The 23,787-nt window shown below is 44.1% G+C and carries 21 protein-coding genes; 14 read left to right on the top strand and 7 right to left on the bottom strand.

Annotated elements, in window-relative coordinates; all coding sequences use genetic code 11:
* Positions 1-128: 128 nt before the first annotated feature.
* Both fabA and EL341_RS10315 read right to left on the bottom strand, forming a co-directional pair.
* On the bottom strand, positions 129-647 hold the full coding sequence (gene fabA / locus EL341_RS10320) for a bifunctional 3-hydroxydecanoyl-ACP dehydratase/trans-2-decenoyl-ACP isomerase (protein ID WP_047781295.1): 519 nt from the start codon (positions 645-647) through the stop codon (positions 129-131).
* Between the two features lie 99 nt (positions 648-746).
* The gene (locus EL341_RS10315) at positions 747-2,498 is read right to left on the bottom strand and encodes an AAA family ATPase (protein WP_074823545.1); all 1,752 of its coding nucleotides are present in this window, start codon (positions 2,496-2,498) and stop codon (positions 747-749) included.
* Between the two features lie 195 nt (positions 2,499-2,693).
* On the opposite strand from EL341_RS10315, the gene matP reads away from it, so the two are divergent.
* Positions 2,694-3,149 (top strand): macrodomain Ter protein MatP, encoded by a 456-nt coding sequence (matP, locus tag EL341_RS10310; protein ID WP_047781293.1) that lies wholly within the window; start codon positions 2,694-2,696, stop codon positions 3,147-3,149.
* Between the two features lie 108 nt (positions 3,150-3,257).
* Here the strand turns inward: matP and ompA are convergent, their stop codons facing one another.
* Together ompA and EL341_RS10300 are read right to left on the bottom strand one after the other, a co-directional pair.
* Positions 3,258-4,334, bottom strand: a complete 1,077-nt coding sequence (ompA, locus tag EL341_RS10305) for a porin OmpA (RefSeq protein WP_074823542.1) — start codon at positions 4,332-4,334, stop codon at positions 3,258-3,260.
* A gap of 800 nt (positions 4,335-5,134) precedes the next feature.
* Complete coding sequence (locus EL341_RS10300; protein ID WP_053007614.1) at positions 5,135-5,629, bottom strand: cell division inhibitor SulA; 495 nt, start codon at positions 5,627-5,629, stop codon at positions 5,135-5,137.
* A gap of 235 nt (positions 5,630-5,864) precedes the next feature.
* On the opposite strand from EL341_RS10300, the gene EL341_RS10295 reads away from it, so the two are divergent.
* Positions 5,865-6,509: a TfoX/Sxy family DNA transformation protein gene (locus EL341_RS10295; protein ID WP_047781291.1), complete on the top strand. Its 645-nt coding sequence runs from the start codon at positions 5,865-5,867 to the stop codon at positions 6,507-6,509.
* 151 nt (positions 6,510-6,660) lie between these two features.
* Here EL341_RS10295 and yccS read toward each other — a convergent pair whose 3' ends face one another.
* Together yccS and EL341_RS10285 are read right to left on the bottom strand one after the other, a co-directional pair.
* On the bottom strand, positions 6,661-8,802 hold the full coding sequence (gene yccS / locus EL341_RS10290; protein ID WP_047781290.1) for a YccS family putative transporter: 2,142 nt from the start codon (positions 8,800-8,802) through the stop codon (positions 6,661-6,663).
* 43 nt (positions 8,803-8,845) lie between these two features.
* Positions 8,846-9,295 (bottom strand): YccF domain-containing protein, encoded by a 450-nt coding sequence (locus EL341_RS10285; RefSeq protein ID WP_047781289.1) that lies wholly within the window; start codon positions 9,293-9,295, stop codon positions 8,846-8,848.
* Positions 9,296-9,517: 222 nt separating this feature from the next.
* Between EL341_RS10285 and helD the strand changes: the two genes are divergently transcribed.
* Positions 9,518-11,572 (top strand): DNA helicase IV, encoded by a 2,055-nt coding sequence (helD, locus tag EL341_RS10280; protein ID WP_126467735.1) that lies wholly within the window; start codon positions 9,518-9,520, stop codon positions 11,570-11,572.
* Positions 11,573-11,623: 51 nt separating this feature from the next.
* Here helD and EL341_RS10275 read toward each other — a convergent pair whose 3' ends face one another.
* Positions 11,624-12,082, bottom strand: coding sequence for a methylglyoxal synthase (locus EL341_RS10275; protein WP_047781287.1), 459 nt, complete (start codon positions 12,080-12,082; stop codon positions 11,624-11,626).
* Between the two features lie 184 nt (positions 12,083-12,266).
* Between EL341_RS10275 and EL341_RS10270 the strand changes: the two genes are divergently transcribed.
* From EL341_RS10270 to cutC, 11 genes are all read left to right on the top strand, one after another.
* A complete protein-coding gene (locus EL341_RS10270) occupies positions 12,267-12,683 on the top strand; it encodes a CoA-binding protein (protein ID WP_126467734.1) in 417 nt (138 codons plus the stop codon).
* Positions 12,684-12,962: 279 nt separating this feature from the next.
* Positions 12,963-13,568 carry a TetR/AcrR family transcriptional regulator gene (locus tag EL341_RS10265; protein ID WP_126467731.1) on the top strand — a complete coding sequence of 202 codons (606 nt, stop codon included), beginning with the start codon at positions 12,963-12,965 and terminating at the stop codon, positions 13,566-13,568.
* Between the two features lie 30 nt (positions 13,569-13,598).
* Positions 13,599-14,411 carry a winged helix-turn-helix domain-containing protein gene (locus EL341_RS10260; protein ID WP_126467729.1) on the top strand — a complete coding sequence of 271 codons (813 nt, stop codon included), beginning with the start codon at positions 13,599-13,601 and terminating at the stop codon, positions 14,409-14,411.
* A 3-nt stretch (positions 14,412-14,414) separates the two neighbouring features.
* Positions 14,415-14,930 (top strand): FidL-like protein, encoded by a 516-nt coding sequence (locus EL341_RS10255; protein WP_053007613.1) that lies wholly within the window; start codon positions 14,415-14,417, stop codon positions 14,928-14,930.
* A 1,221-nt stretch (positions 14,931-16,151) separates the two neighbouring features.
* The gene (locus EL341_RS10250; protein WP_004249182.1) at positions 16,152-16,430 is read left to right on the top strand and encodes a BMC domain-containing protein; all 279 of its coding nucleotides are present in this window, start codon (positions 16,152-16,154) and stop codon (positions 16,428-16,430) included.
* A gap of 24 nt (positions 16,431-16,454) precedes the next feature.
* Positions 16,455-16,739 carry a BMC domain-containing protein gene (locus tag EL341_RS10245; RefSeq protein ID WP_047781282.1) on the top strand — a complete coding sequence of 95 codons (285 nt, stop codon included), beginning with the start codon at positions 16,455-16,457 and terminating at the stop codon, positions 16,737-16,739.
* Positions 16,740-16,751: 12 nt separating this feature from the next.
* A complete protein-coding gene (locus tag EL341_RS10240) occupies positions 16,752-17,030 on the top strand; it encodes a BMC domain-containing protein (protein ID WP_047781281.1) in 279 nt (92 codons plus the stop codon).
* 62 nt (positions 17,031-17,092) lie between these two features.
* Positions 17,093-18,712, top strand: coding sequence for an acetaldehyde dehydrogenase (acetylating) (locus EL341_RS10235; protein WP_053007612.1), 1,620 nt, complete (start codon positions 17,093-17,095; stop codon positions 18,710-18,712).
* A 41-nt stretch (positions 18,713-18,753) separates the two neighbouring features.
* Entirely contained in the window at positions 18,754-19,011 is a 258-nt protein-coding gene (locus EL341_RS10230) for a EutN/CcmL family microcompartment protein (protein WP_047781280.1), read from the top strand.
* 15 nt (positions 19,012-19,026) lie between these two features.
* Positions 19,027-20,175 (top strand): 1-propanol dehydrogenase PduQ, encoded by a 1,149-nt coding sequence (locus EL341_RS10225; protein WP_126467727.1) that lies wholly within the window; start codon positions 19,027-19,029, stop codon positions 20,173-20,175.
* Between the two features lie 118 nt (positions 20,176-20,293).
* On the top strand, positions 20,294-23,722 hold the full coding sequence (cutC, locus tag EL341_RS10220; protein WP_126467725.1) for a choline trimethylamine-lyase: 3,429 nt from the start codon (positions 20,294-20,296) through the stop codon (positions 23,720-23,722).
* The last annotated feature ends 65 nt before the right edge of the window (positions 23,723-23,787 follow it).

Below are 23,787 nucleotides of genomic sequence, written 5' to 3'. Positions count from 1 at the left end.
AGGTTTTTTGTTGAGTTGTATTTTAAGAGATTTTAATTTTAGGGAAATTACCGTATATCACTCAATATAAAAAAGGTGATATCAATTAAGATAATCACCTTTTAAATTATATAGATAGGAATTATTGATTAAAAGCTGCTGGTATCTTTAAACAGACCCACTTTTAGGTCGGTAGCGGTATAAATGACTTTGCCATCAACCAATACTTCGCCATCAGCCATTCCCATAATTAAACGACGGTTAATCACACGCTTTAAGTGTAAGCGGTAGGTGACTTTAGTTGCCGTAGGCAGAATTTGTCCCATCAGTTTTACTTCACCAACGCCCAGAGCGCGGCCTTTACCTTCGCCACCAAGCCAACCTAAGTAGAAGCCAACTAATTGCCATAGAGCATCGAGGCCTAAGCAACCAGGCATAACTGGGTCACCGATAAAATGACAGCCAAAAAACCACAGGTCAGGATTGATATCCAGTTCAGCTTCGACATAGCCTTTGTCGTACTGTCCGCCGGTTTCGGTCATTTTTACAATGCGATCCATCATCAGCATGCTTGGTGCTGGTAGCGGTGGTCCGCCTGCACCAAATAATTCACCACGGCCTGACGCAAGCAGGTCTTCTTTCGTATAGGATTCGCGTTTTTCAAACATATTTGAACTAGCCTTATTTTTTGAAAATGTAAAATGGCGGTGTAGCCTGAAATATTATCGGGTTAGATTAGCTTACAGTTGTAAGCTGAACAAGTCCGATCAGCCACGATTAAACCAGTTGAGCCAGCGTAAAGCCCACGGTAACCGGTTACGGTCATTGCCACCAGCCTGTAAAATTCTTTCCTGAATAGCGCTAAGAATGCTTGGTTTGTTTTCATCAACGTAAGGTAAGCCTATCAATAATGGTAATGCATCGTGAACGTGCTCAATGCCCCATAGATGAAAACGCTCCTGTTTTACCGCTTCCACAATCTCACTCTTTAAACATAAGTGACGAACGTTAGTTAAGGGTAAAATTACCCCTTGGGAACCGGTTAGTTCCCGACGATTACAAACATCAAAGAAACCTTCAATTTTTTCATTGATGCCGCCGATAGTCTGAACATTGCCAAACTGGTCAACAGAGCCTGTTACGGCAATTTGTTGATTAATTGGCTGTAGTGATAGCGCGCTGATCAGGGCGCATAAACCGGCCAAAGAGGCGCTGTCACCATCAACTTCCCCGTAGGATTGCTCAAACACGATTGAACTTGAGAAAGGGAACTGTTGGTCAGAGGCTAACTCTGCGGCAATAAACGCCTGCATAATCATGATGCCTTTAGCATGAAGATTACCGCCCAACTCAGCCTTACGTTCGACATCCATAATTTCGCCATCGCCCAGATGAACCACGCAGCTAATACGTGATGGTTCACCCATGGCACGCGGATGGCCGGGATATTCTAAAACGGATAATCCGTTAATTTGGCCAATGACGAATCCATCGGTTTCAATGTGTACTTGCCCCAGGTCGATATCATCTTGCACCATTTCTGACAGATAACTTTCTCGCCACAGTTTTTCTTGCTCGGCTTGAGTAATCGCATCTGCCGTAATGCTTGGTGAGGCAAACGGTGTTGCTTCACTCAGCATTTGGCTTAACACTTGAGGGCACAGGGGAAGCTTTTCCTGATCGCCACTTTTTCTAACGGAGGCATTGATCAACGAAGGATAGGCGCTGGCATCGATAACTGGTAATTGATAGTGGCAGGCTACTGAATTTACATATTCGCACCAGGTAGCAATATCGCTTTCTTCGTTAATAAGCAGGTCGGTTTCAAATTCGGTATACAGAACCTGCTCAGTCAGTTCTGGCTCTAACTCCTGTAGTTCACCTAATCCGTAACGGTCACCGACAAGAATGACTTTTAGGTCAAGCGGCATAGCGGGAATAGATAAAGCTAAAGGACGCGTATCGTCAGCGGAGAACCATTGAAAACGTTTGCTGGTAACGGCCTGTTTTAAACGGAACCATAAATGCGGCTGCGTGAGTAAAGTCCGCACCGATAAAATAAGGATTCCACCGTTAGCTTTATGTATTAAACCCGGCTCTAAAGTATATTGATCGCCTTGTTTACGTAAGCAACCGAATAATTGCTCCGTTTCCAGCCATTCTTCATATAGACAGTGACTGGTGGCGGCGAAGTTATCATCGCGATGCTGTGCATCGGAGCGGGTAATAACGCCGTTATTGATGTCATATCGGCTGCCAATAACATCATTTTTAGGCGATATGATGCTTTGGAGTGCATCATGGATTAAAGCAAGATAGGGACGACTGTCTACGGCCTTGACCAGCATAAACGGTGAGCCGCTGGCATGTTGATGACAAAATGTTGCTAAAGACTTTTTTAAGCGAGGTTGAGTCAACGCGATATCTAACGGCTCGCGACGATATTCTCGTTCGAATAAGTTCTTATAGTCTGCGGTATTGGGCAATAATTGTTGCCATTCAAGTCGATTGATAGTCAAAGTATTCGCTGTTTTATTCAAAAAGGAAAACGAGATTATACAAGAAACGGGCAGAGTTCATACTCTCGTGTTCAGTTAGCTCTATATCTGTACAATATTATAGACAATGATAGCAAAACGATCGGGATAGGGGCTTGAGAAGGTTAAAAAAGCTGCTATGCTACAAATGTTACGCGGTCACTCATTGGGTGCATTATGAAATATCAGCAATTAGATAATCTTGAAAGCGGGTGGAAGTGGAAGTATTTAGTAAAAAAGCATCGTGAAGGTGAAGCGATAACCCGCTATCTGGAGTACAGCGCTGCTCAGGAAATGGTCGATGAATTGTTACGACTGGAAAATGAGCCACATAAAGTACAAGAGTGGATCAATGCGCATATCAATCCTGATTTATTGAATCGGTTAAAGCAAACGATTCGCGCCCGTCGTAAACGGCATTTCAACGCTGAACATCAGAGTACGCGGAAAAAATCTATCGATCTTGAGTTTCTGGTTTGGCAGCGGCTTTCCGCATTATCGCAGCGTCGAGGAAGTACGTTGTCGGAGACAATTGTTCAACTGATTGAAGATGCGGAGAGAAAAGAACAATACGCCAATCAGATGTCACTATTGAAACAGGATCTAAAAGCCATTCTTACTCAGGACAAATAGTACCAATTTGATGAAATAGTGCTGTTGTTGTTTCTTAGCTTGAGCAAATAAATTTTGAGTAAAAAAAACCCCGCTAAGCGGGGTTTTCATAATTTTTAACTCGAAGACTTACTTAACTGCTTTGATAACTTCTTTAGCAGCTTCGGTAACTTGAGTTACAACGTCTTTAGCGCCTTTAACTTCGATCTCTACACGACGATCTGGAGCCAGACAATCGATCAGAGCTGCGCCACGCTTCATACCGTCACAGGTAGAACCAGTAACTGGGTTAGATTTGCCTAAACCACGAGCAGAAATCTTATCAGCTGGAATACCTTTAGATACTAAGTAGCTAACAACGCTGTGAGCACGTTGCTCAGACAGTTTTTGGTTGTATTTTTCAGAACCGATACGGTCGGTATAACCCAGAACCACGATAGAACCGTCTTGTGGTCTGATTGAGTTTAACTCACCGTACAGTTGATCCAGAGCTTGTTGACCTTCAGCTTTCAGGTTTGATTTGTTGAAAGCAAACAGAACGTCTGATTTCAGAGTGAAACGCTTAGTTTCAACAACTGGAACCGCTACAGCTACTGGAGCTGGTTGGTTTTGACCGAAACGGTAAGCAACGCCTAAGCTCAGCATGCCGTTGTCTGGACGAGTACCAACTGAATCACCATCACCGATGTTGTTAACCCACTGGTAATCCAGACGGGTAGCGATGCTTGGAGTGATTGCATATTCAACACCAACTGCTGCCAGTGGAGAAACGCCAGTATCGTTATCTGACCAAGAACCACCGGTAGAGTAATGTACTTTAGAATCTGCACGCCATCCCATAGCACCTAAACGAGTGTAGATATCCAGATCGTTCATTACTGGATAGCTCAGTTTAGCTGATAATTGGATGCCTTGTGCTTTATAAGCACCGCTGGTGTCGCCACGGTAAGTCATACGACCTAACCAGTCATAACCAAACTCGAAGCCTAAATATTGATTAGCTTGATAACCAACATATGCACCAGCACCTAATTGGTTAGGGTGGTCATTGTTGTTGCTAGGTACGCCATCATAGAAGCCAGTGTCGTGGTAGCTAGACCAACCAACTTTAGCACCGGTGTACCAAGTGTTATCAAGAGGAGCGGCTGTCGCTGCAGTAGCGAAACCGGTTAATGCCATTGCTAAAGCAATTGCTGTCTTTTTCATTTTGCGCCTCGTTATCATCTAAAATAGTAGTGATATAAGTTAATGCTTTGCGGTTCTGGTTTTAAAGTTCGAAGATAAAGTACCCACGTCAATCCATGACTGACATCGAGAATCCGGAACCATAAAGCAACCTAATCAAGGTAAAGTTTACAACGTGTCAGGAAAGTTACAAGTCTTGAGTTCTAAAAGAACATAAAAATACCATGATTAGTATAAATATTAACATGCATTTACCTACAGATTGATACTTAATTAAGCGCGCTGTTCAAATATTAGAACAATTGAAAGATTCATTTATTAGCGAGATAAATGAAGGGTTATACGAATAGATAATTATCTCATTGAACGTGTTACGATTTTTTGAAATTGTTTTATGTAACATAAAATTACATTACCTTCCGTTATGTAATGTTATGTTAGTTTAAGTAAAGATGACGGTTTAGGTGTTATCAAGTAGGGGGGGATTGATAAAGAGTGGGGAATGGTAAAAATAAAAAGAGTGCGGGTTAGACAGAGGGATTAGAAGATAATCATTTTTAAATTAACATTGGGTGATTATTTACTAACGGTTATAAGAAATTATTTATAATGCCTCTTAATTAAGCTAGTGCTTGATTTATATTTTTCTTGGTAAGCATTACTTGTTTATTGTGATTTATTGAGTAATAACTTAACGCAAAACTAATATTTCAATTAATTGATAGAAAAGAATGTTTTCAAACAATATAGGCTTAATGTGCCTGAGCTCATTCATATCAGGATAAAGTGAAAAAGTTATATTGTCTCTATTCTATGTGGTTTTAATGCCAATGGGCTCTATTGAATAAGTCAGGCTGGTAAAATTGCCCTTGATTTGCCGATAAAGGTTGCAGAATGAAGCAGTAGCAATCCCCATCGACAGCTGCTTGGCGAAGTTTTTCTTTAACATTCGGTGCCATTGACGGTAACCAGGCTATAACAGAACTAAAATTTCCACTTTTTAACGCTTTTTCAATCATCTCCACACTCATTTCGATAGAGGTTGTATTTAAAGCAACCGTCTTTTTTTCAGGCAAACCCAGGCTGTTTATCCAATAGCGGTTTAAGCGACGTTCAGGTGAAAGCCAAAGTTGCCAGCGTGGTTGTTGGCCTAGCTGTTGCAGGAAAGGAAGCAATAAATGCAGAGTAAATGGATTTTGTGGGTCGTACACAATTTCGCTAACCAGATTCGCACCATAGCGACCGAGCGAGCTTTTATCCATTGGGTTAATCAATGTATGTAAAGCGTTACTGTAAGTTTGCTGAGTTGAGCGCATAAATTGGTGACCTCTCCATATACTGTGTTTTTATACAGTATAAGAGGCGAGGGAGAAAATCAACTATTTTCAGGGTACTTCGCATATTTTATATCAAATTATCGTTAACTAACTATTAATTATAGATATATTTTGATAATCAATTAAGTTGAGTGTGATTTAATCGAGTAAGTGTTTCTCGTTACAGGTTTCACTAATTTTTACTCACTCTTTAATCTCAAGGCGGAGAAGATGTATGAATAGAGAAGATACAAAAAGTTTAGTCAAAGATGTTATCGGGTATTTTAGTGAACTAGGTGAACTCACCTCCCGTTCGATGTTTGGTGGGTATGGTATTTGTAAAAATAAAGTCATGTTTGGTCTGGTTTCTGACGATAAATTTTATTTAAGGGCAAACAAGTATCTTGAATCGGTATTCATTAGTTATGGCATGTCACAGTTTATCTATAATAAACGCGGCGTACCGGTATTGATGAAGTATTACCATGTTAATGAGTCACTCTGGCAGAATGAAGAAATATTAAAACGATTTGTCACTTATGCTTTGTCCTCCGCGATGACGGATATGGAAGAAAGGCTGATACAGGAATATCTTCGTTTAAAAGATCTGCCAAATCTCAATATCGGAATAGAAAGATTACTCAGGCAAGTAGGCGTCAGAACTCGTGAAGATTTAATGCATTTAGGGGCGTTAAGGACTTATATAAAACTTCGTGAATTTAAGCGAGATGTTAAGTTGGATTTGCTTTTCTCTTTGGCTGGCGCAATCAAAGGTTGCCACGTTGCTGCCTTGCCTAACTCATTACGTAATGAATTGATAGAACAGCTCAGAACACACGATCAAACGAAATATAAAGAGCTGGTAAATTATTCTGTGTAACAACCTGCATATTAAAGGTGATCGCCCAGACGGTCACCAAACTTAATAATAGAATGACTTTACTTCCTGACTGTTTATTGTCTCAATCTCCACTTTGCTTAGTTTGAGCAATATCATTCAATATATTACGCGATGATGAGGTTGCTGGCGTTTATTGCTTTATATCCGTGTAAATCTTATCTGACAGTGTAATAAACTCGGGCAGTAATCCTATAATTAACGCTAACTGTTGTGTGACTAGTGGGTTTTTACTACTGGCACTGTTCATTTCGGTTATTTGTTGATTGATTTTTTCTAAGGCTAGCATTGTTGATTGAGTATCATCTGAATTAACCTGCAAAGCATCACAGATATAACAAACTGCATCATCCAATAAGGATAATATTGCAGGGCTTTCGGTCAATTTTTCACGGTGGGCACCTAAGGCCGAGATGTATCCTAATAAAGAGTGGTTTAAACACAGCAAACGAAAGCCCTGATCTAATTGTTGCGTATCTTTTCGGGGTTCTGCTGCCATGCTGGAGATAACGGAGGCTAACTCAGCATCTCGGTTATGGGCGTTACGGCGTACAATTCTATAATCTACACTATTGTTTTTACCCTGATGATATTGCTCGAGAATGGCATCAAGATAACGGCAGTTGGCATCAATGGCTTTTTTAAGTACCAGCGAAATATGTCTGAATTTCCAGTCTGGCCAGATAAAACTGACCGCAGCCCAAGCAATCCCGCAACCAATCAACGTATCAATAACGCGCGGTATTGCAACCCGGAAACCCTCTCCCAGCAAATTAAAGCAAAATAGTACCAGCAAGGTAATAAACATGGTGGCATAGGCATATCGAACGTTACGGAAGGCAAAAAACAAGACTCCGCTAATCACAATTAATATCAACTGTCCTTCCTGAGAAGGGACGAAGTAGAGAATAGGTAAGCCGAGCAGAATACCGGCAATAGTTCCTAATACTCTAAGCGTCAGGCGAGCACGAGTCGCGTTATAGTTAGGCTGGCAGACAAACAGACTGGTTAGCATAATCCAGTAGCCATTTTGTAAATGGGCCAGCTGAATAATGGCGTATCCGATAAAAAGTACGATCGACATCCTGACGGCATGACGAAATAGTTCAGACTGAGGCGTTAAGTTTTGAGCGATGCGTGACCAGATATCTTTTATTCCGGTGAGCTTATCATCCGCCAGCGTATTATCTTGGGGCGATGGGGTATTCACCGTCTGTTCTGATTCAATATTGCTCAACTGAGTATCAATACCTTTCAGATTTTTTAATAAATGATGTAAAGATTGAATCAGACTTGATGGTAAGTCTCGGTTAGCCTGTAAGTTAGATAAGCTTTTTTCCAAATGGGCTAAGGCCTGCGTCTGATAGGTATCATAAACGTATTTCTGATGAAAACGAATTGAGTAAGCAATGCTCAGACAGGCCTTCGACTGTAGCGTCATCAAGCGCTGAAAGCGGAACAGAATATCGGTATAGCGTAATTTTTTGCTTAGTTGCTGGTATTGGGCGTGGGAAGAGCTGGCTTGTTCATGAATATCTTGAGCCACAAAATAATAGCGTAACATGCGACGAGTGTTGCGCTGTCCGCGATCGCCTTTCAGTCGGGTCAGCAATGAGACTTTGGTTTGGTTAAGCGTGTTAACCAAGTTGCCATTGGCCATGGTGGCGTGAATCAACTGATCGGTAAACTGGTGTTCTTCATCGGGATCAAACAACATTGATTTGGCATCGAGATAGCGGGCCAGATCTTCAAAACAGCGGGCCAGATTGTCCTGTAAGGGACGAATAGGCAAAATCAGGTGGCCAAGTAATGTAATCAGGTTATACCAAATGGCGCCGATTAACAGTAATAACGGCTGTACATACCAGACGTCGTACATGGATACGCCCAACATGGTATAGATTGCGATAAGCAGGGCACCAAAAGCGATAGTTGCATAGCGTTGTCCTAAAGAACCAAGCAAAATAAAGCTGGCGGTGGACAATAATAAGCCAAGGGCAAACAGCCACGGATAGGGGAATAGCAGCTCAATTGAGACTGAGGCAATAAAAAAGCAGGCTAGCGTAATCACCAGATTACGCAATCGCCCGGTTAAACGGTCATCAAGATCGGTGAGCGCGGCGGCCACCACGCCTAAAGTTAGAGGAATGGTGAACAGACTTTCCCCATACCACCAGGGAACAAATACCACGCCGCTAAGCGCAATAAAAATACGGATGCTATAGAGCAAGTTGCTGTTATAAAAGTAACGGCGTAACCCTAATATAAATGACATTACATCAATACCTTATTGCGCGAATACTATGACTCAGCGAGCTTTATTGTTGAAACTGACGTTTGGCTTTGGCGATACGAGCTTGCTGAGCAACTTCAACAGGCACCACTCGGCGACCGACCGGCCATAGTGCAATAACGGCAATCTTGAAGTTAGCGATGCCGACCGGAATACCAATGATGGTAATACATTGGGCGATGCCTGCGCAGATATGGGCCAAGCATAGCCACCAGCCAAAAAATACCAGCCAAAAAACGTTCAATGCCGTTCCGCCAGCATTCATTAAAGCGTTACGTTCATTAGGATTAAGATCGTCAACGTGTATGGCTTCATTACCAAATGGAAATAGGGACAGTTTGGTAATTTCCCAGCAAGAGCGGGTTAATGGCAGCGTAAAAATCAAAACAACGGTTAAAACAGTGGCAAAAAGCCATCCTAAAGTAGTAAAAACCCCACCCAGAATAAAATTGAGTATATTTAATATACTGCGCATCAGGTTGCTCCATATAAGCGTCAAAAGGTAACGGATATAAAAGTATAGCCGGTACCTATTGTTACGGTTTATAGCACTTTACTCAATGGAAAAGAGACATTGGCATTTTTTTAGCCTATAAATACAGCGCTTTTATGCTATTCCAACTGGAGAGCAGAGTGGAATAAAAGGTAAACTGAATCATTATGGTCAGACGTACAGAAATAGGTGGTGCATAACGTGATGGAATTGAAGTCAACTTCTGTTGGTCAACATTTGGCCCAGCACCCCTATAATAAAGTCAAAATGCTCCACGCTGGCGTTGAAGTCAGCGGCCCCAAGCACACTTATACCATTCCATTTAATCAGTTAATTGCTATTCGTTGCAAAAGAGGATTGGTCTGGGGAGAGCTGGAGTTTGAGCTACCGCAGCAAAAGGTGGTGCGACTTCACGGTACGGAATGGCATGAAACTCAACGTTTTTACCATCACCTTATGCAGGTATGGCAGTTGTGGGGCTTAGAAATGAGCCAAATTGCCGCCGATGTTTTACTCAAACAGATGGAAAAGATTGATCAGCGCCTGCAGCAGGAACGATGGTTGACGCATCAGGACTTAGTCGACATTCAAGCTGAAATTCATACTTCCCTTGTTTCGCTTCCGCTACCCAAAGAACGCTTACATGAGTTCCCTAATTGTCATCCGCATTATCAACGCTGTGTGGAATGGATAGATTCAGGTACCGACATCATTGATGCGACTAACCAACGTTGGGTTCAGCGTATGTTGCAGCAACATCAGGCATTTTTCCAACATATTGAATCTCAACCGTTGAACCCAACCCAGTGTCGTGCGGTGATTAGCGGTGAAAAAAATGTTCTGGTTTTAGCTGGCGCTGGGAGCGGTAAGACCTCGGTATTGGTAGCTCGTGCCGGCTGGCTGTTATACCGTAAAGAGGCTAAAGCCGAAGATATTCTTCTGTTAGCGTTTGGGCGTAAAGCCGCCGATGAAATGAATGCGCGGATTCAACAGCGCTTGGCGACGACGGAGATACAGGCGAAAACTTTTCACGCTCTGGCGCTGTCGATTATTAGTCAATCCAGTAAAAAAGTGCCAGTTATTAGTAAACTGGAAACCAGCAGTAAAGCTCGCCAGCATTTTCTGATTGAGCAGTGGCACTCTCAGTGTGCGGAAAAGAAAAGTCAGGCGTCCGGCTGGCGAACCTGGCTGTCACAGGATATGGGTTGGTCTTTGGATGAAGGGGCATTCTGGAAAAACAGCGGATTATCCGAGCGGTTAGCGACGCGTTTAGATTATTGGATCGGACTAATGCGCAATCACGGTGGTAGCCAGGCTGAAATGCTAGCGCTGGCACCGGAAGATCTACGTACAGATTTTCAGAAAAAATTGCGCTTACTGGCTCCGCTACTTAAAGCCTGGAAGAAAGCCTTAAAAGAAGAGGGAGCGGTAGATTTTGCTGGCCTGCTTCATCAGGCGGTTAATTTGATCGAGAAAGGTAAGTTTATTAGCCCGTGGCGCCATATTTTGGTGGATGAATTTCAGGATATCTCTCCTCAGCGCGCCGCGTTAGTGAATGCACTGCGTCGTCAACAACAGGATAGTAGCTTATTTGCGGTGGGGGATGACTGGCAGTCCATTTACCGTTTCAGCGGGTCTGAACAATCTCTGGTAGCCGATTTCAACCGAATTTTTGGGATGGGCGAACAGTGTGCGTTGGATCTGACTTATCGTTTTAATCAGGGGATTAACGATATCACCAGTCGTTATATCCAGCAGAACCCGGCGCAGATTAAGCGCAAAATTGGCAGCTTGTACCAAGGGGATAAAAATGCCATCACCATCTTGCCGGATAGCCAGTTAGAAGCCCTGTTGAATAAATTAAGCGGTTATGTGAGGCCGGAAGAAAAAGTCCTGATCTTAGGGCGTTACCACTATTCCAAACCGGAAGTGTTGGCGAATGCATCAACGCGTTGGCCGAAGCTGAATATGGAATTTATGACCATGCATGCCAGTAAAGGGCAGCAGGCAGAATATGTGATTATTCTTGGTTTGAGCGCCGATAGGGATGGATTTCCGGCAACGGAGAATCATTCCGTGATTGAACAGGTGCTCTTACCGGAAGTTGACGACTTTCCCTATGCGGAAGAACGTCGATTACTCTACGTGGCCCTGACCCGGGCGAAACACCAAGTTTGGCTAATGCAGGATACGGCATCGCCCTCGGTTTTTGTGAAACAGTTAGCGGATATTGGCGTAGCGGTGAAACGTAAACCTTAAAAAAGCCTGACAGGCAGGCTTTTTACATGATGCTTAATTAGCGAGGGCGTTTTATTTTAAACGTTCCTGTAAGTATTTTTGATAATCAGGAATGGCGATTTCTATCTCTTTTTCAAAGAGGCCTGAATTAATCAGCATATCTGCCGTTGAGCGGTTAGTGGCAACAGGAATATTCCAAACGGTAGCTAAACGAAGAAGCGCTTTCACATCGGGGTCGTGTGGCACGGCATTAAGGGGATCCCAAAAGAAAATCAGCACATCAATTTTACCTTCTGAAATCATCGCACCAATCTGCTGATCGCCGCCCATTGGGCCGCTAAGCATACTGTGAACCGGGATTTCTGTTGCTCGTTGAATTAAATTACCGGTAGTGCCAGTGGCAAAAAGTTTATGCTTGGCTAAGGTGTTTTTATTGTCCTCAGCCCATTTTAGCAAATACTGTTTACAGTGGTCGTGAGCAACCAAGGCAATGTTTTTTTCTACTGAAATTATCCGCGTTGTCAGTTGCATATGCAGTCAAACCCCTTATTGAAATAATTATGTCCCATAGACTACTGAAACTCCGTTTCAGAAAAAAGGGATAATGGATAAAAGTGTGCATTTAGCTAATTTTAATGTTCAGATGACATGGGTTTCTGACAAATCTCGTTTATCTGAATAGCGATAGAAATAAGAACATTAGAGGGGGAGCGCGATGGAAGACCGTGACATATGGACTATTTTAAGAGAGGTGAAGACCATTGCCTTAGTGGGTGCCAGCGATAAGCCAGATCGTCCCAGCTATGTGGTTATGGAATTTTTATTATCTCAAGGTTATGACGTAATACCCGTTAGTCCCAAATTGGCTGGGCAAATGCTGTTGGGGCAACCGGTATTTGCTAACCTGAAGGATATACCGCGTCCGGTTGATATGGTGGATGTCTTTCGTCATTCGGATGCAGCTTATGAGATTGCACAGGAAGCCATTGCGATTAAGGCTAGCGTTCTGTGGATGCAGATTGGCGTGATTAATCATGAGGCGGAAGCACTGGCACAGAGTGCCGGATTGAAAGTGGTGATGAATCTGTGCCCTAAGATTGAGATAAAGCGATTGGGGATGAATCAATCATAGTGATAGGTTTATTTTTTAAGCCCGCATCGCGTCATTGTTGTTCGCTTAGCGGGCTTTTTTATGTGCATCATTAAGCCGTCGAATAGCGCAGTTGAATTGAAAATAGAGGGAGAGCGTGGGGAGAATAGACCCAAGTGGAGATAATAAAAAGCTAATAAAATTATAGAATTGCTTTAATCCTACCGCCAATTGTGAGCCAGCTAACATATCGAGTGATTACTTTCACACGACGCCAGACAGATTGATTTCGATCAACATCAATCATACCGACCAGTCGGTATGATTCCTCGCATGAATAATAACTACCAACGCAAAAAAGATCCTGAACGTATGCAGGAGCAATTACTTCAAGCGGCGAGCGTTATTGCCGCCCGAGATGGTATTGCTGCGCTTTCTCTGAATGCTGTTGCGCTGCAAGCTGGCGTCAGTAAAGGAGGGTTATTACACCACTTTCCTGGAAAACAGGAATTGATTCATGCTTTATTCTCTAATCTTCTTGGCCGAATGGAAAAGAAAATTGTCGCCCTTGAGCAAGAGGATCCACTACCGGAAGGGCGCTTTAGTCGAGCCTATCTGATGTACATTGCTGGCTTGGGCGAGACGGATGAGAGTAGAGAGTTAGCCTTACTTTCACTCGCTATGCCAAAAGAAACGGTGCTGCGTAAGTGCTGGAGAGACTGGATGCTGGAACATCTCAGGCACGGTGATGAAATTGATCGGAGCTATATTGGTAATCTGGTGCGCTATGCCGCAGATGGGCTGTGGCTTTCTGAATTGACCGAGGGGCCCACCATGACACCCATTGAACGTCAGGCTCTGGTTAGCAGATTGGCGGATATGACGCGGGGAGGCAATGAAAACATCGTTCTCCCCGACCACAAGTAGGCGTTGGTAACATAAGCAAAGGGGGCTGTAATGAAATATAAAATTAATGCCTTTCTCTATTATGACGCTACTGAAGGTTCACTAAAGTTAGACGATAACGGTACATCCGATACTACGCTGTCAATTACGGCCAACGCTCTGCTGTATGTATTAATCCAAAATCCGGGCGTCATGACGCGCGATAGCGTTATGAAGCAGGTCTGGGATGATAATGGATTGGTTTCTTCAAATAGTAATTTAAATCAATATATTAGCCTGCTACGTAAAACATTTCGTAATTATGGTATTGAGAACATTATTGTGACAATACCGAAAGGCCGTCTGGAAATTAATCCGACTCTGACGATTGAAGTAATTGATAACAATATCCTTCACCCGGTTTTACAACAGCAATTAATTCATGATGAATTGGCCGATAAACAGCAAGAAACATCAGATAAAGCGAAACAAGAAAAGAGTACGGAAATTTCTGTTGATAAAAACTGGGGTTATGCCGGGCTATTCATTTTTATTTTTGCCTGTGTGATGTTTTTTATATCCCACCTTTCAGAAAGCGCTTCGCCCCAAGGTATCAAATTGACGGCGGTTGATCATGACAGATGCGAGTTATTGTCGATAGAAAAGATGATCAATACGGCCGTTAAAGAAGGGTTTATTAAGAGTTTCGACGCGGTGCGAACCCGGCTTTCTATTAACTGTGGGGAAGATGAACGGTTTTTATTTTATTACGGTGACAAGTTACAAACCAACGGACTAGGGCGAACTTTTTTGGCGCACTGTGCCAAGCATGAAGACAATCCCTTTAGTTACTGTGAGAACTACTTTTATTATGCATGGAAGTAAAGGATGAGCGTAAAACATCATTGTGGAAAATTATTCTTTTTTGCCGCGCTTTTTATGCTGATATTTACTTCATTGCCGATAGCATGGCGTATGTTACCGATACGCGATGGCGCGATGAGCTGTTCAACTAAAGCGATCATGCATTTTGAAGATACAAAAATGCAATCGGTAAACGCCAATATCCATTTCAGCTTTTTTGGCAAAGGGAAAGGCTCAATTGTGGTTGAAGGGTATACCACTTCCACTGAAGGTTATCTCTATTTGCAACGGTATGTTCAGTTTGATTATACCTCCGAGCGAATTTCTCCACTGGAACGTTATTACCGAGTGAAAAGTTGGCAGGCCAGTAAATCCTCTATCGATCAGTCACCTGACGTTGTTTTTGATTATTTTATGCGCGAGATGTCGGATAGCCATGATGGTTTATTGCTTAAAGCGCAAAAGATGAATGATAAAACGCTGTTGCTCAGTTCTTTGAACTCTCCGCTCTATATCTGTGCATTAAAACCCATTAGATAATTTATTGAATATTGGTTTTTTGGTGAATGGTAATCATTGGGTTGATGATGGTTCGTTCAACTCAATGACCGCGAAAATGTCGTCCACTATCAGCACGAGAATAAATCAGTATCAATATACGTGGTCGAGTAGAGGGCGTTAGGGGAACGCCCTCTGCATTGAAGGCTTTCCAGAAAAATAAACATGAATTCTTAACTATGATTTATATTGTCATTCCCGCATTTATACCGTCATCCCTGCGAAAGCGCTGAGGAATCCCCAGAAAAATAAACATGAATTCTTAACTATGATTTATATTGTCATTCCCACATTTATACCGTCATCCCTGCGAAAGCGGGGACCACCCTCAGCCCTCAGTGTCTTCGCTTGGGTTAACGTACCGGCGCTGATTTGGTTATTCGACTTATTTCATAAGACCCTCCCTAACGGGCCAGCACAAGTGTTGTTCAAAATGGCTAATGCCATTTAGTCAGACAAAGCAGCGCTTCACTTAGCTGTCGGCTGAATTCTAGCGCTCAATAGAAAGGGTAAAAGATAAAACTCAACGATCGCATTTTCAGTATTACAACTATTCGACGACTTTTTATCATGCCTCGTGTCGTTGTTTCTACGATTTTACCCTTGGGAATGATGGTCACTGCATGATTTTTCATGATACCGCGCCCAGTTTGCCAACGGTTTCCCCTCAGTAAGCCCAGCACTGCCTGTCTGAAACATCCGATATCAACAGTTGGCCATTTCTTCATGTATTGGATAACCGTATCAATTTAGCGTTATTTCTCGTCTTTTGACCTGCCTCATTTTTGGTGAAAAACAGGCTTAATTGTTTTTTATCAAACTTGATCTGGTCAGGGTAAAAATCGACGAAAAAAATGCACCTTCCACTGGTATTTTTCATCTTTGATACATTCCATTAACAATGATTTTTAGCGTTTTTTTTAATCAATAACTGCGTTTTAAGTGCGAGGCTGGTAGTGCTGTTTTTATTTGTTTTTTAGAGAGATTAAATAAATAGCTGGGGGTGGTTAGATAAATAACAAAATTAAACTCTATTTATTGCAATTTGTTGAATTTAAATTTCGTTTCAGGGGGCGCTGGGTATAGTGGGTTTTGAACGGCTCGCGAGTGAATTGAATCATGTTTATGAACGGGTCAAATCGAGTCGGGAGATGCCGACTGAATATAGTGAAGTCATAAACCTGCTCTACGGAGGAAATGAAAATGGGTGATGCATTAGGGTTAATTGAAACAAAAGGTCTGGTTGCCTGTATTGAAGCAGCCGATGCCATGTGTAAAGCCGCCAACGTTGAATTGATTGGTTATGAAAATGTGGGCTCAGGTCTGGTAACCGCAATGGTTAAGGGTGATGTCGGCGCAGTGAAGGCCGCAGTGGATTCTGGCGTAGAGTCTGCACAGCGCGTTGGTGAAGTTGTGACGTCGCTGGTGATTGCCCGTCCGCATAACGATATTAACAAGATTGTGATTAAGCATAAGGCTTAAACCTGTCTTCTGGAGGATGAAAGTATGGGTGATGCATTAGGGTTGATTGAAACAAAAGGTTTGGTTGCCTGTATTGAAGCGGCCGATGCCATGTGTAAAGCCGCCAATGTTGAATTAATTGGTTATGAAAATGTGGGCTCAGGTCTGGTAACGGCGATGGTTAAGGGTGATGTCGGCGCGGTAAAAGCGGCGGTAGAGTCTGGTACCGAGTCAGCCAAACGAGTAGGTGAGGTGGTCACTTCACTGGTTATTGCTCGTCCTCATAACGATATTCAGAAAATCGTTTCCCAGTACAAAGTGATTGAATAAAAGGTATCACTGATGAAAGAAGCGCTAGGACTTATCGAAACCAAAGGGCTGGTACCTGCAATTGAAGCCGCAGACTCAATGTGTAAAGCCGCCAATATACAGCTTATTGGCTATGAGAATGTGGGATCGGGTCTGGTTACCGTCATGGTTAAAGGGGACGTTGGCGCAGTGAATGCTGCTGTCGAATCCGGGGTTGAAGCCGCAGGCAAAATTGGTGTGGTGGTGTCATCCAGGGTTATCGCCCGTCCGCATAATGATATCGAGAAAATCGCCTCGCAGCATAAGGCTTAATCTCAACAATCAATAACCGGGCTGATTAAGCCCGCATTTAATGTCTGTATGGGGGATGATTAATGATCGCATTAGATAACGATCTGCAATCGGTACAAAATGCCCGTGAGCTGATTAGAAACGCTAAAAAAGCTCAGTCCATTTATGCAAAGTTTTCGCAGGAAAAAATAGACAGTATCGTTAAACATATTGCTCGTGAAGCCTATCTGCACGCAGAAGAATTGGCTAAGTTAGCCAATGAAGAAACGGGTTTTGGTAACTGGCAGGATAAGGTACTGAAAAACGTGTTTGCTTCCAGTCGGGTCTATGAGCATATCAAAAACCTGAAAACGGTTGGTATCATCAACGATGATCGGGTCAATAAAGTGATGGAAGTTGGTGTGCCGCTGGGTATTGTGACCGCGCTGGTACCTTCAACTAACCCGACTTCTACTATTTTTTATAAAACGCTCATTGCTTTAAAAGCGGGCAACGCCATCATTTTTTCCCCCCATCCTAATGCTCAGCAATGTAGTCGCCGGGCGATCGATATTGTGAGAAAAGCGGCAGAAGAAGCCGGAGCACCAGCAGGTATTGTTGATGGGTTATCGCTACTGACCCTGGAAGCGACCAAGGCACTGATGCACAGTAAAGATGTCTCGTTGATTCTGGCAACTGGTGGTGAAGGTATGGTTCGGGCAGCCTATAGCTCGGGCACACCAACCATCAGTGGTGGTCCAGGTAATGGTCCGGCGTTTATTGAAAGAAGTGCCGATATTAAGCAGGCCGTCAACGACATTATCACCAGTAAGACCTTCGACAACGGCGTTATTTGCGCATCAGAGCAATCGATTATTGTCGAACGCTGTATTTATAACGATGTTCATCGTGAGCTACTCAGTCAGGGTGCTTACTTTATGAATGACGATGAGTCGAACAAACTTGCCGGCATTCTTCTCCGTCCGAACGGCATGATTAACCCAGCGATCGTCGGTAAAACAGCGATCTCTCTGAGCGAGCGGGCTGGTTTTTCCGTTCCGGCTGATACTCGAGTGCTGATCTCCCTGCAAGACAGCGTATCGCATAAAAATCCTTACTCCAGAGAGAAACTGTGTCCGGTTCTCGGACTGTATATCGAAGAAGATTGGATGAAGGCCTGCGATCGCGTGGTAGAGCTTCTGACCAATGAAGGATTGGGGCACACGCTGGTTATTCATACTCAGAATCAGGACGTCATTCGTCAGTTCGCGCTGGAAAAACCGGTTCACCGTATTTTGATCAATACCCCGGCTGCATTGGGCGGCATTGGTGCAACAACCAACCTCATACCTGCATTAACCCTTGGGTGTGGCGCGGTTGGCGGCGGTTCTACTTCAGACAACGTCGGGCCATTAAACCTGATTAACGTCCGTAAAGTGGGATATGGCGTCAGAAGCATCAACGATCTGAGACATCCGGTGGTGGAATCGGCTAATGAGCCAGTGGTTGCGACGGCACCAGCCTGCAGCAGCAATACCAGTATCTTTGACGATCATCGCTTTACCTCCGGTGCGGCCATACCTGCAACGTCCCAGCCGGCAGCGTTATATGCCAACGGTGACGATCGCTTTGGTGCATGTGCCATCAGTGAAGCAAAAGGTGAAATTACCGAAGAGAGCGTCGAGCGGATTATTAAAGAGGTTTTAGGCCGGATAGGGCGATAACCGCGGTTTCAGGCAGCATTGATTATATTGGGATAAAAACCATGATTCTCGCAAAGGTAACAGGGCATGTTGTGGCAACGCAAAAAAGTGATGAACTGAGAGGTTGTAATTTACTTTTAGTGACGGCCATCGGGGACGATCAGACGTTAATTAAAGATAAGACTTACGTAGCGGTAGACAGTGTAGGTGCAGGGACTGGCGATCTGGTTCTGGTCGAGGAGTATTTCGCACTGAACAAAGATCGTTATAAAGCGATGTCGATTGTCGCCATCGTAGAAAAGGTCCAGCGGGACTGTTAAGGAGTTGATGCTGATATGAATGAATTTCTGATCAAACCTAAAATTTATTTTGGCGCCAATGCACTTGAATGTATTGAAACGCTGGATGGCCGCAATGCTTTTATCGTGACGGATAAAGCGATGGTGAAATTTGGCCTGACGGACAAAGTCTGTGCCATTTTGCAAAGAAAGCAGATTAACTATCGCCTTTATGATGATGTGGCCTCCGATCCGGATATTTCAGCCATCGTAAAAGGGATGAAATTGATGGATGAAAACTTCCCTGACCTGGTGATTGCTTTGGGTGGTGGTTCGGTGATTGATGCTGCAAAAGCCGTTATCTATGCCTTATGGCATTGCCGCAAGGACACCGGCCTGACCAAGCCTTGCTTCATTGCTATTCCCACTACCAGTGGCACCGGCTCTGAAGTGACGTCCTTCTCGGTGATTAAATCCCGCACCGAAAAGCTGGTCATTGTTGATGAGTTTATGCTGCCTGATATTGCCATTCTCGACCCTTCATTGGTGCAATCTGTTCCTCCGGCCATCACGGCAGATACCGGAATGGATGTGTTATGCCATGCGCTTGAGGCTTATGTCTCTCGACAGGCTAATGACTTTACCGATGCGCTGGCCGAGAAAACCGTCAAGTTGGTATTTGGTCATCTGATTGATTGCTACAACAACGGTAACAATGCGCTAGCCAGAGAGAAGATGCATAACGCTTCATGTATCGCTGGCATGTCATTTACGAATGCATCGCTAGGCATTACCCATAGTTTGGCTCACGCATTAGGTGGCATGTTCGCGATTCCTCACGGCAAAGCGAATGCTTTATTGATGTCTTATGTGGTTGCGTTTAATGCCGATTTTTACGGCAGTTGCGATAACCAAGCGGCACGAAAATATGCCGAACTGGCACGTATGCTGGCTTTACCCGCCGAGACAACCCGACAGGGAGTCAACAGCCTTATTGTGGCCATTAACGTGCTGAAAGAAGAAATGAATATTCCAACCAGTATCAAGGCGGTCGGGATTAGTGAATCGGCGTTCTCTGAGCGTCTGAGCAGCTTAGTACACCAAGCGCTAAAGGATAACTGTACGCCAACGAATCCACGTGACGTCAGCGCCTGGGATATGGAAACACTTTACCAACAAGCCTATGCCGGTGTTGCCATGTCCTAAGCGGATTAACGGACAACACATACAGAATATAAACGTTATTAGCGCTGCTGAGTTGAAATGTGACAGGTTCATAGCTTGATAAAAACGGCGCAAAAAGAATATCAGGAGAGGTTCTATTATGGCTACATTTTCACTCACGCCTCGGGTAAAACTGCTGGCAGAAAGATTACTAACTAAAAATAGTTCTATCAGTACTGAACGGGCGAGTGTTATTGCTGCGTTAGCAAATGAAATTTCTGGTATGCCGCAGGTGATAAAAAATGCCAGATTATTAAATGAATTTGTCAAAAAATTCCCGACCTACATTGGTCAGGATGAATTAATTGTGGGTAGCCAATCTTCCAATCCGCGCGGCGTGATTTTCCACAGTGAAGCAGAGCTGAAAAATCCTTCGGTATTTAACTTTCTCTGCCATAACGCCAGCGTGATATCGCCGGATTATATGGAAGTGATCACCAAAGGTTTTTTGGCGATTGAAGCCCGTATGGAAGACCGCGTTCGCAGCTTGGGCAGCGCGGTTAGCCGTAGTGCGCTGGATGAAGTTAATCAGTGCAAAGCTGCTATCTATGCTTGTAGTGCCGCGATGAATCTGGCTCTGGCTTTTGCGAATAAAGCCGCTAGCCAAGCCACCATGGAAAGTAATCCCTATCGTAAAGCTGAACTGCTGGAAACTGCTGAAATTCTGAATAAAGTGCCGGCTAATCCGGCGGGAAGTTTTAAGGAAGCCTGTCAGGCATTCTATTTATTCCAACTGGTATTACATTTGGAGAACGGCAGCTTTGCGGTAAACCCAATGGGGTTTGATAAAGCGCTATATCCGCTGTACCAACAGGATATTAACTCCGGTAAGTTAACGCCACAGCAGGCTTATGAAATTATTGAGTGCTTATGGCTAAAACTGTGTGAACTATCAGAAGTCAGAGCAACTCGCGAAGTGGATGGCTATCCAATGTTTGATTGGCTATTACACGGTGGTAGCCTCAATGATAAAGAAGTAGTGCAAAACGAACTGTCGGCGATGCTACTTGCAGCGCGTCAGAACATTGCATCTTACAACAACGGACTACAGGTCAGACTCTTTAGCAGTCACCAGTCAGGGCAGCCACAGTTCGTTGAATCAATGTCTCAGTCAGCCCCAGCGGCAACTTATCAAAGTTCTACTTCCGAAATGGAAGGGCTGACGCCAAGAATGAAGCGTCTGCGCGACAACTATTTACAGGCTCGTCCTAGCGTTTCTATCTATCGTGCAGTGACGTTTACTGAAGTAACGAAAAAGAACTTGGGTTTACCGCCGATTCTGCTACGGGCCAAGGCCTTCAGAGCATCGTGTGAAACGGCACCTATCCTGATTCAAAATGAAGAGCTGATCGTCGGCCATCCGTGTGGTAAGCCTAGAGCGGGTGCGTTCTCTCCAGATATTGCCTGGCGTTGGGTGAAAGATGAGCTGGATACCATGGGGACTCGCCCTCAGGATCCGTTTGTCATCTCGGAAGAAGATAAAAAAGTGATCAGAGAGGAAATTGTACCTTTCTGGGAAGGTCGCTCACTGGATGAAATTTGTGAAGCGCAGTATCGCGAAGCCGGAATTTGGGCATTCAGCGGTGAAACCTATGTCAGTGACCTGTCATATCACCAAATTAACGGTGGTGGCGATACCTGTCCAGGCTATGACGTGCTGTTGTTCACTAAAGGGATGAATGGCATTAAAGCCGACGCGCAAGAGCGACTGGCGGCCTTGAGCATGGAAAATCCTGGCGATATCGAGAAGATCTATTTCTATAAAGCCGCCATTGAAACCTGTGAAGGGGTGGTTGCCTATGCTAAGCGCATCGCTGACCGAGCCAGAGAATTAGCGGCTGTTGAGAATGATCCGGTTCGTCGGGCTGAACTGCTAACCATCGCGCAAACTAACGAAAATGTGCCGGCTAACCCACCGAAAACCCTACAGGAAGCGCTGCAAAGCGTTTGGACGGTAGAGTCGCTGTTTGAAGTGGAAGAAAACCAAACCGGATTGTCCTTAGGTCGCTTAGACCAATATTGTTATCCAATGTATCAGGCCGATATTGAATCCGGTCGTATTACACAAGATCAGGCATTAGAACTGCTACAGGCATTTATCCTGAAGTGTGCAGAGTTAATGTGGATGTCCAGCGAACTGGGGGCGAAATACTTTGCGGGTTACCAGCCGTTTATCAACCTGACGGTTGGCGGACAGAAGAGAACCGGTGGAGACGCAACGAACGATTTAACCTATCTGATTATGGATGCGGTTCGCTTCGTTAAAGTGTATCAGCCATCGCTGGCATGTCGTATTCATAACCAATCACCACAACAGTACATGGAGAAAATTGTTGATGTGGTGAAAGCGGGTATGGGATTCCCGGCCTGTCACTTTGATGACTCGCATATCAAGATGATGTTAGGTAAAGGCTTCAGCTTTGAGGATGCCAGAGACTACTGTCTGATGGGCTGTGTTGAACCGCAGAAGTCTGGGCGAATCTACCAGTGGACATCAACCGGCTATACCCAATGGCCAATTGCGATTGAGTTCGTGCTTAACCGTGGTCGGATGATTCTGTTTGATAGCCATCAGGGTATTGATACGGGTGAACTTAGCTCACTGAAAACCTTTGAAGATTTCGAGCGTGCGGTCAAAACTCAGATTTCCCATATCGTTAAGTTATCTGCTATCGGTACGGTAATCAGTCAGCGAGTTCACAAAGAAGTCGCACCAAAACCGCTGATGTCCCTGTTAGTGGAAGGCTGTATGGAGAAAGGGCTGGATGTGGCCGCGGGTGGCGCGGTAAGAAACTATGGCCCAGGTCTAATCTTCTCCGGTTTGGCAACTTATGTCGACTCCATGGCGGCGATTCGTAAGCTGGTATACGAAGATAAGAAGTACACGCTGGAATATATCCGTGATGGTTTGCTGGCTAACTTTGAAGGCTATGATGAGCTGAAAAGAGACTGCTTGAACGCACCGAAATACGGTAATGACGATGATACTGTCGACCTGTTCGCGCTGGATATTACCGAGTGGACGGAGAAGGAGTGCGGCAAATATCAGATGCTTTATTCCAAGCTTAGCCACGGCACCTTGTCCATTTCCAATAATACACCGATTGGTGAATTAACCGCCGCTACGCCAAATGGTCGTTTGGCCTGGATGCCATTATCCGATGGTATTAGTCCAACGCAGGGTGCGGATAAGCAAGGGCCTACGGCCATTATCAAGTCGGTCAGTAAAATGAACGTTGAAACCATGAATATCGGTATGGTTCATAACTTCAAATTCCTGAAAGGCTTGCTGGATACGCCAGAAGGTAGAAACGGTTTGATTACTCTGTTGAGAACCGCTTCGATTCTGGGGAATGGCCAGATGCAATTTAGCTATGTTGATAATGAAGTATTAAAGCAAGCACAGAAGGAACCAGAGAAATACCGCGACCTGATTGTGCGAGTTGCCGGCTATAGCGCCTATTTCGTTGAATTATGTAAAGAAGTACAGAACGAAATTATCAGCCGTACGGTCATTGAGAAGTTCTAACGTTGTTGCCGGTAAGACTTCGGTTTTACCGGCCAATAAACACTTAATGACGATTGAAATTGATT

The organism is Pragia fontium, from assembly GCF_900638655.1.
Taxonomy (GTDB): Bacteria; Pseudomonadota; Gammaproteobacteria; order Enterobacterales; family Enterobacteriaceae; genus Pragia; species Pragia fontium.
This window is presented reverse-complemented; position numbering and strand designations above follow the sequence as displayed.

Excerpts from the sequence above, each read along its gene's own strand:
- EL341_RS10245 (WP_047781282.1), top strand. The coding sequence starts at position 16,455 with ATGGGTGATGCATTAGGGTTGATTGAAACAAAAGGTTTGGTTGCCTGT.
- helD (WP_126467735.1), top strand. The coding sequence starts at position 9,518 with ATGGAATTGAAGTCAACTTCTGTTGGTCAACATTTGGCCCAGCACCCC.
- EL341_RS10260 (WP_126467729.1), top strand. The coding sequence starts at position 13,599 with ATGAAATATAAAATTAATGCCTTTCTCTATTATGACGCTACTGAAGGT.
- EL341_RS10270 (WP_126467734.1), top strand. The coding sequence starts at position 12,267 with ATGGAAGACCGTGACATATGGACTATTTTAAGAGAGGTGAAGACCATT.
- EL341_RS10275 (WP_047781287.1), bottom strand. The coding sequence starts at position 12,082 with ATGCAACTGACAACGCGGATAATTTCAGTAGAAAAAAACATTGCCTTG.
- yccS (WP_047781290.1), bottom strand. The coding sequence starts at position 8,802 with ATGTCATTTATATTAGGGTTACGCCGTTACTTTTATAACAGCAACTTG.
- EL341_RS10295 (WP_047781291.1), top strand. The coding sequence starts at position 5,865 with ATGAATAGAGAAGATACAAAAAGTTTAGTCAAAGATGTTATCGGGTAT.
- EL341_RS10265 (WP_126467731.1), top strand. The coding sequence starts at position 12,963 with ATGATTCCTCGCATGAATAATAACTACCAACGCAAAAAAGATCCTGAA.
- fabA (WP_047781295.1), bottom strand. The coding sequence starts at position 647 with ATGTTTGAAAAACGCGAATCCTATACGAAAGAAGACCTGCTTGCGTCA.
- EL341_RS10285 (WP_047781289.1), bottom strand. The coding sequence starts at position 9,295 with ATGCGCAGTATATTAAATATACTCAATTTTATTCTGGGTGGGGTTTTT.
- EL341_RS10235 (WP_053007612.1), top strand. The coding sequence starts at position 17,093 with ATGATCGCATTAGATAACGATCTGCAATCGGTACAAAATGCCCGTGAG.
- EL341_RS10255 (WP_053007613.1), top strand. The coding sequence starts at position 14,415 with ATGAGCGTAAAACATCATTGTGGAAAATTATTCTTTTTTGCCGCGCTT.
- EL341_RS10230 (WP_047781280.1), top strand. The coding sequence starts at position 18,754 with ATGATTCTCGCAAAGGTAACAGGGCATGTTGTGGCAACGCAAAAAAGT.
- EL341_RS10240 (WP_047781281.1), top strand. The coding sequence starts at position 16,752 with ATGAAAGAAGCGCTAGGACTTATCGAAACCAAAGGGCTGGTACCTGCA.
- EL341_RS10225 (WP_126467727.1), top strand. The coding sequence starts at position 19,027 with ATGAATGAATTTCTGATCAAACCTAAAATTTATTTTGGCGCCAATGCA.
- cutC (WP_126467725.1), top strand. The coding sequence starts at position 20,294 with ATGGCTACATTTTCACTCACGCCTCGGGTAAAACTGCTGGCAGAAAGA.
- ompA (WP_074823542.1), bottom strand. The coding sequence starts at position 4,334 with ATGAAAAAGACAGCAATTGCTTTAGCAATGGCATTAACCGGTTTCGCT.
- EL341_RS10250 (WP_004249182.1), top strand. The coding sequence starts at position 16,152 with ATGGGTGATGCATTAGGGTTAATTGAAACAAAAGGTCTGGTTGCCTGT.
- matP (WP_047781293.1), top strand. The coding sequence starts at position 2,694 with ATGAAATATCAGCAATTAGATAATCTTGAAAGCGGGTGGAAGTGGAAG.
- EL341_RS10300 (WP_053007614.1), bottom strand. The coding sequence starts at position 5,629 with ATGCGCTCAACTCAGCAAACTTACAGTAACGCTTTACATACATTGATT.